At 48.4% G+C, this 6,901-nt stretch carries 4 protein-coding genes and 2 rRNA genes (1 of these 6 only partly in view); 3 read left to right on the plus strand and 3 right to left on the minus strand.

Translation table 11 applies throughout. The annotated features are described in order from the left end of the window. Positions 1-132 precede the first annotated feature (132 nt). Together ACO08K_RS10255 and ACO08K_RS10260 are read left to right on the plus strand one after the other, a co-directional pair. Complete coding sequence (locus ACO08K_RS10255; protein WP_421796304.1) at positions 133-1,530, plus strand: nucleoside hydrolase-like domain-containing protein; 1,398 nt, start codon at positions 133-135, stop codon at positions 1,528-1,530. Between the two features lie 151 nt (positions 1,531-1,681). Then, positions 1,682-2,356: a hypothetical protein gene (locus ACO08K_RS10260; RefSeq protein ID WP_421796305.1), complete on the plus strand. Its 675-nt coding sequence runs from the start codon at positions 1,682-1,684 to the stop codon at positions 2,354-2,356. A 147-nt stretch (positions 2,357-2,503) separates the two neighbouring features. On the opposite strand, the gene ACO08K_RS10265 is transcribed toward ACO08K_RS10260, so the two are convergent. After that, positions 2,504-3,370: a TolB family protein gene (locus ACO08K_RS10265; protein WP_421796306.1), complete on the minus strand. Its 867-nt coding sequence runs from the start codon at positions 3,368-3,370 to the stop codon at positions 2,504-2,506. Positions 3,371-3,501: 131 nt separating this feature from the next. On the opposite strand from ACO08K_RS10265, the gene ACO08K_RS10270 reads away from it, so the two are divergent. Next, positions 3,502-3,657 carry an NrtR DNA-binding winged helix domain-containing protein gene (locus ACO08K_RS10270; RefSeq protein ID WP_421796307.1) on the plus strand — a complete coding sequence of 52 codons (156 nt, stop codon included), beginning with the start codon at positions 3,502-3,504 and terminating at the stop codon, positions 3,655-3,657. Between the two features lie 426 nt (positions 3,658-4,083). Here the strand turns inward: ACO08K_RS10270 and rrf are convergent. Together rrf and ACO08K_RS10280 are read right to left on the minus strand one after the other, a co-directional pair. Beyond that, a 5S ribosomal RNA gene (gene rrf, locus ACO08K_RS10275) occupies positions 4,084-4,194 on the minus strand. Between the two features lie 237 nt (positions 4,195-4,431). Next, positions 4,432-6,901 (minus strand): 23S ribosomal RNA (locus ACO08K_RS10280); it runs 263 nt beyond the window's last position.

The following is a 6,901-nucleotide window of genomic DNA, read 5'->3' on the forward strand; positions in this document are numbered from 1 at the left end:
GTGCTTTTGGATAATAAAAATGGATGGCTAGATTAATGGACAAAAAAGTAAATTCACTCCTTGCTAAGGGCTTGTGAAGGCATCGTCCTGGCAATGGTACAAGAAATCAGAACCTTATTTAGCTCGCTTGCCATGAAAATCATCTATTTATTCATCCTGTCCATACTCGGGGGCTTCGCTTACACCCAAAATCCACGCGTTTTTGTCCTGACCGATATTGAAAATGAGCCCGATGATGCCATGTCATTTGTGCGCTTTTTGACCTATGCCAATCACTTTGACACGGAAGGGATTGTAGCCACAACCTCCTGCTGGCAGCGCAACAAAACCGCCGAATGGCGTTTGCATGAAATAGCCGAGGCTTATGGCAAAGTTAGAAACAACCTCGAAGTCCACGAAAAAGGCTTTCCAAGCGAGGCTTACATCCATTCCATCATCAAAAAAGGTTTGCCCGTTTTTGGCAAGGAAGGCCTGGGCGATGGCAAAGATTCGGAAGGATCGGATTGGCTACTAAAAAGTATGCTCAAAAATGACCCTCGTCCGCTATACATACAGGCCTGGGGTGGCACCAACGTACTGGCACAGGCACTCTGGAAATTAAAAAAGACGGAGTCGGAAAGCACCATCAATCAAGTCATCTCCAAATTGAGGGTTTACACCATTTCCGATCAGGACGACACGGGGCCCTGGATTCGCAATACTTTCCCAGCCTTGTTTTACATCGTAAGCCCTGGTTTTGAAGAAAATGGCGGTGGTCAATACCACTATGCTACCTGGCCTGGCATCTCTGGCGATGTTTTCCATGGTCGTTTTACCGGTGCAGATACTGCCATTGTCCGGAACAAACACCTGGATGAACATGTACGTAAAAATCATGGCGCTTTGGGTGAAAAATATCCAAAGATCGAATATTTGATGGAGGGTGACACCCCCTCTTTTTTAGGGTTGATCAACAATGGACTAAACGATCCGGAACATCCCAATTACGGAGGCTGGGGTGGCCGCTATGAGTTGTATATTCCGCCCTTTAAAAAATACATGTACGAAGCCGAAACACGTCCCATCTGGACCGATACGCAGGACGAGGTATACAGCGAGATTACCAAAAGTTTTCACACCAGCAATCACGCCACCATCTGGCGCTGGAGAACAGCCTTTCAAAATGACTTCTTTGCCCGCATGGATTGGTGCGTTGCCAAAACCTTTGCTGGGGCCAACCATCCTCCCGTGGTCACGCTCAAACATCCGAAGGAAATCACCGTAAAATCAGGATCAGAAGTAGTCCTCTCTGCGGATGCCACTGATCCAGACAACAATGCATTGAGTTACAAGTGGGTGTTTTACAAAGAAGTGGGCTCACTCAATGCAAGCCAGTTTTCCCTACAAAACCCCAACAATAAAGAATTCAGATTCTTAGCACCAAACGTCAGCGAGACCAGGACGATGCACTTTATTTTGGAAGTAAAAGACAATGGCACCCCAGCTTTAACCCGGTATCAAAGGGTGATTGTGAATGTGATTCCTAAATGAGTGCTCGCTTTGAGCATATGTCCAAAGCGGAAATTTTATGGTATTAACTTGAGTTGGCACCCAAGTTCTCCAATTTCTTAAGATAGTTTAAGGGTCACTTAGCGGTTAAGGCAAGACCTTTGCATCAACCTTCTTCAATCAAGTTTAAATAATGGAAACCTTAAAATTTGCTTTAATCATCGGGCTTTTGCTTTTTACTAAAAGTTTATTCGCTCAAACGATCAAACTTGAGGCTGGTCAACTCGAAGCCCACCAAACTTACATGTCCATCGAAAAATTGATGGGCAAACAAGTACTGAGAGTTGAAAAAGACTCCACCTTGAAGGCCGTAGATGAGCCTACTTATGTGCGAATCAAAGGCCTTGATTTTCAAGATGGCGTGATTGAAGTGAAGGTATTGAGTCGTTTGTTAAAAACTGCCCGCCCTTCGGACCGGGGTTTTATCGGAGTAGCATTCAGAATTGATGAGCAGCACTCAAAATTCGAGGGCATTTACATCCGCCCTACCAATGGCCGTGCCGATGACCAGGTTCGGCGCAATCACAGTATCCAGTACTTTTCTTACCCCAACTTCAAGTTTGATCGCTTAAGAAAAGAAGCGCCTGAAACCTTTGAAAGTTATGCTGACATGGGGTTGAACGAATGGATCACCATGCGGATTGAGGTAAAAGGTAAGGAAGCAAAGTTGTTTTTGAACAATAGCAAATATCCGGTGCTGCTGGTCAAGGATTTGAAACTGGGCGACAAGGCTTCCGGGGGCATTGGTTTATGGGTTGATGTAGGGACAGAAGGGTATTTTCGGGACTTGAAGGTGATTAAGGAATGAATAAAGAAGGCTGCCACTGAGGGCAGCCAATGGGGAGGCTGCAGTGGCCAAGCTTGTGGCCGCCAGTTTTTGTAAGAACTTTCTTCTGCTTGCTGAGTTATGGTTTTCCATAAAGCTTATTTTAGGTTGACCTGATGTTTAAATGGATCATTTGACCGAATAGCTCACAAAGGCCACTTTTTTGCTATCCGGGCTCCAGGACGGCACATTGATGGTGCCTTGGCCGCCATAAAACACCGGGGTGATGTCCTTGATGGCTTTACTTTTGGGGTTCATCAGGCACAATTTGACGTTTTTGCCAAACAAATGGCTTTGTTTTTCATCCGAAGTGTAGGCAATGTACACAATCCATTTGTTGTTGGGCGAAGGGTGGGCAAACCAATTGGAATTGGCATCAAAAGTCATTTGTTCGGGTTGGCTGCCATCGGCCAACATTCTCCAGATTTGCATGTGGCCGGTGCGGTAGGAGTTAAAATAGATGTACTTCCCATCGGGGGTATAATCGGGGCCGTCGTCCAATCCTTCGGTACTGGTCAATCTTTTTTCCGTCCCGCCTTCTATACCAATGGTGTAAACATCAAAATTCCCGTTGCGCTCGGCACAATAGGCCAGGGTCTTGCCATCGGGGCTCCAGCCATGCCAAAAAGAGGGCACTTCGGGGGTTATTCTGCGGGGTTCTCCTCCGGTGATGGGCAGAATGTACAAAGCGGATTTGTAGGATTTTGGTGAAGGGTCACTGCGGTCGTTGTGGCTGATGACCAACCATTTTTTATCTGGTGAAATGCCGTGGTCGTTGTTACAGGCAGTGGCAAAGCCGGTGTTCAACTCCGTCATTTTTTTTGTAGCCAAATCCAGCGTAAAAATTTTTCCTTTGCTGTTCAGTACCAGGTAGTTGTCAGGATGCCAGTTGGGTGCTTCAAAATGCTTTTTAATGGCCAGAATGGTATCAATTTTTCCCGTCTTGATGTTCAAGGTTTGGATGTAACTCGTGGTGTCTGGTTTGCTTTGGGCCATGGCAAGCATTGAGGAAGCTAAACCAAAAATAGTAAGGCAAATTATTTTAAAATTGGGCTTTGTCACCCTGAAAAGGACCTGTTTTTTCATCGCAGCGTTTTTTAGTGTAAAACAAAGCTAAATATTTGGCGATGAAAACCGTATTGTTTATTGGGCTGTATGATCGCCCCTTTGCCATCAATAATTTTCAAAAGAAAATCCTGGGTATCAATATGCTGGAAAGGTTGGAGAAGAAGGTTACGGGTACGGCGAGTCGGGCGACGTATTTGTATAGGTTTAGGAGGTAGGGGGAATTGTGCAGCGGCCTGCTGCACAATTAAAAAGCTCAAGTTGTCATTCCTTATCTTCCTCACTTTCAAGACCCTGCCAATCGCGGAGCGATTGAATTCAGAATAGCCCCGGTCGTCCGGGGATTTTTCAGTTACGGGCTTGTTCCACAACCGCGGGAGCGGTTGAACCATTTTTGCTAGTCAGTTCAACCACTGCCGTGGTTGGGACGCCTTGCTCCGACTTTTGTCCGCGGACGACCGCGGCTATGCAAGATTAAACCACTCCGTGGTTAGGTGGATTGTGAGATTGTGGGCCTTGTAGAGACGCACGGCTGTGCGTCTTTTCCGGTTGGGTTGGGTGTTGGACAGGGTGTGTTGTTGGTCAGTCCCGTACACACGAAAGCCCCATCCGAGTTAACGAATGAGGCTGTATGTGTTGTATTGAGTTGGCAGCGACCTACTCTCCCACCCAAGGGCAGTACCATCAGCGCTGAGCGGCTTAACTTCTCTGTTCGGAATGGGAAGAGGTGGAACCCGCTCGCTATAACCACCAACAAGTCTTTGGTAAGTGATGAGTGAGGAATGATGAGTGATGAATCTTGGGTCACAATCCCCAAAATTTGCTTCATCAGCACATTTACCAGACTTTTCATCACTGTTGACCCCGATCTTCATCGAAGCCCCTTTGTATTTTCATGACAATTGGGTAGAAGTAGAATTTCTTTTAGAATAGGCACTCTAGGTTGTTCACGGGAGTGAGCTTTGACACCCACTCCCATCCATTCTTCTTCACATAAGAAGCTTTCGGGTAATTAGTACTACTCGGCTGCGTATGTTACCACACTTCGACCTGTAGCCTATCAACGTGGTAGTCTCCCACGACCCTAATAAGGAATACTCATCTTGGAGTCGACTTCGCACTTAGATGCTTTCAGTGCTTATCCGTTCCGAACATAGCTACCCAGCGGTGCACTTGGCAGTACAACTGGTACACTAGAGGTTCGTCCAACCCGGTCCTCTCGTACTGGAGCCAGATCTCCTCAATATTCCAACGCCCGCAACAGATAGGGACCGAACTGTCTTGCGACGTTCTGAACCCAGCTCGCGTGCCACTTTAATGGGCGAACAGCCCAACCCTTGGGACCTTCTCCAGCCCCAGGATGTGACGAGCCGACATCGAGGTGCCAAACCTCCCCGTCGATGTGAGCTCTTGGGGGAGATCAGCCTGTTATCCCCGGAGTACCTTTTATCCTTTGAGCGATGGCCCTTCCATGCGGAACCACCGGATCACTTGAGCCGACTTTCGTCCCTGTTCGACGCGTCCGTCTCTCAGTCAAGCACCCTTATACTCATACGCTCTTCGCATGATTACCAACCATGCTGAGGGTACCTTTGCGAGCCTCCGTTACTCTTTTGGAGGCGACCACCCCAGTCAAACTACCCACCACACGCTGTCCCTGCGGTTAGAATCTAAGCATAAGAAGGGTGGTATTTCAAGGACGGCTCCACAACCACTAGCGTGATCACTTCATAGCCTCCCACCTATCCTACACATCTTATGCTCAAACCCAACGTGAAGTTGTAGTAAAGGTTCACGGGGTCTTTCCGTCCCGTTGCGGGTAACCGGCATCTTCACCGATACTTCAATTTCACCGAGCTCACGGTTGAGACAGTGTCCAGATCGTTACACCATTCGTGCAGGTCGGAACTTACCCGACAAGGAATTTCGCTACCTTAGGACCGTTATAGTTACGGCCGCCGTTTACCGGGGCTTCAGTCAAGACCTTCGAGTTACCCCTAAGCCCCTTCCTTAACCTTCCGGCACCGGGCAGGTGTCAGACCCTATACTTCATCTTTCGATTTGGCAGAGTCCTGTGTTTTTGCTAAACAGTCGCCTGGACCTCTTCACTGCGACCACTCTCGTGGTGCCCCTTCTCCCGAAGTTACGGGGCTAATTTGCCTAGTTCCTTAACCGTGGTTCACTCGAGCGCCTTAGGATACTCTCCTCGACTACCTGTGTCGGTTTACGGTACGGGTTGCATACTTCGGCTTTTCTTGGAGGCTCATTCAATCGCTCGCTTCAGCCAGAGGCTTCCGCTCAACGCACTATTCCGTCAGTACGTGCAATCTCCTCAACCCCGTCCCCTTTTTAGTGTATGCAAGCTCTGGAATTTTTACCAGATTGCCATCAGATTCGCCTCTCGGCTGCTCCTTAGGACCCGGCTAACCCTGTTCTGATTAACATCGAACGAGGAACCCTTAGTCTTACGGCGAATGGGTATCTCACCCATTTTTTCGTTACTCATTCCTACATTTTCTTTTCCAGCCGCTCCACCCAAGCTCGCGCTTGACCTTCGCCGCAACTGGAATGCTCCCCTACCACTCCGTAGAGTCCATAGCTTCGGTATTGAGCTTGATGCCCGTTCATTTTCCGCGCAGGAACGCTCGACTAGTGAGCTGTTACGCACTCTTTAAATGAATTGCTGCTTCCAAGCAAACATCCTAGCTGTCATAGCATCCCCACCTCGTTTATCCAACTTAGCTCAAATTTAGGGACCTTAGCTGATGGTCTGGGTTGTTCCCCTCTTGGCCACGGACCTTCGCACCCGTAGCCTCACTGCTGGTGCAATATTACGGCATTCGGAGTTCATCAGGGGTTGGTAGGCGGTGAAGCCCCCTAGCCCTATTGGTAGCTCTACCTCCGCAATACTCTTCCCAACGCTGCACCTAAATGCATTTCGGGGAGTACGAGCTATCTCCGAGTTTGATTAGCCTTTCACCCCTACCCACAGGTCATCCGAAAACTTTTCAACGTTTACCGGTTCGGTCCTCCAGTGAGAGACTATCTCACCTTCAACCTGCCCATGGGTAGATCACTCGGTTTCGCGTCTATCCCTACTAGCTGAGCGCCCTATTCAGACTCGCTTTCGCTACGCCTCCGTGCCTTAAGCACTTAAACTTGCTAGTAAGGAATAACTCGTAGGATCATTATGCAAAAGGCACGCCGTCGCTTTTACGCTCCGACCGCTTGTAGACATACGGTTTCAGGGTCTTTTCACTCCGCTGCTTGCGGTTCTTTTCACCTTTCCCTCACGGTACTGGTTCACTATCGGTCTCTCAGGAGTATTTAGCCTTACCGGATGGTGCCGGTGTATTCAAGCAGGATTTCTCCGGTCCCGCCCTACTCAATTCACTATATACAGACTTTCGTGTACGGGACTATCACCCCCTTTGGTTGGTCTTCCCAGGACCATTCCACTAC

The sequence above is a fragment of the Haliscomenobacter sp. genome (assembly GCF_965225875.1).
Taxonomy (GTDB): domain Bacteria; phylum Bacteroidota; class Bacteroidia; order Chitinophagales; family Saprospiraceae; genus Haliscomenobacter.

Bases quoted from the DNA above. Each gene is read 5' to 3' on its own strand.
- ACO08K_RS10255 (WP_421796304.1), top strand. From the start codon at position 133: ATGAAAATCATCTATTTATTCATCCTGTCCATACTCGGGGGCTTCGCT.
- ACO08K_RS10260 (WP_421796305.1), top strand. From the start codon at position 1,682: ATGGAAACCTTAAAATTTGCTTTAATCATCGGGCTTTTGCTTTTTACT.
- ACO08K_RS10265 (WP_421796306.1), bottom strand. From the start codon at position 3,370: ATGGCCCAAAGCAAACCAGACACCACGAGTTACATCCAAACCTTGAAC.
- ACO08K_RS10270 (WP_421796307.1), top strand. From the start codon at position 3,502: ATGAAAACCGTATTGTTTATTGGGCTGTATGATCGCCCCTTTGCCATC.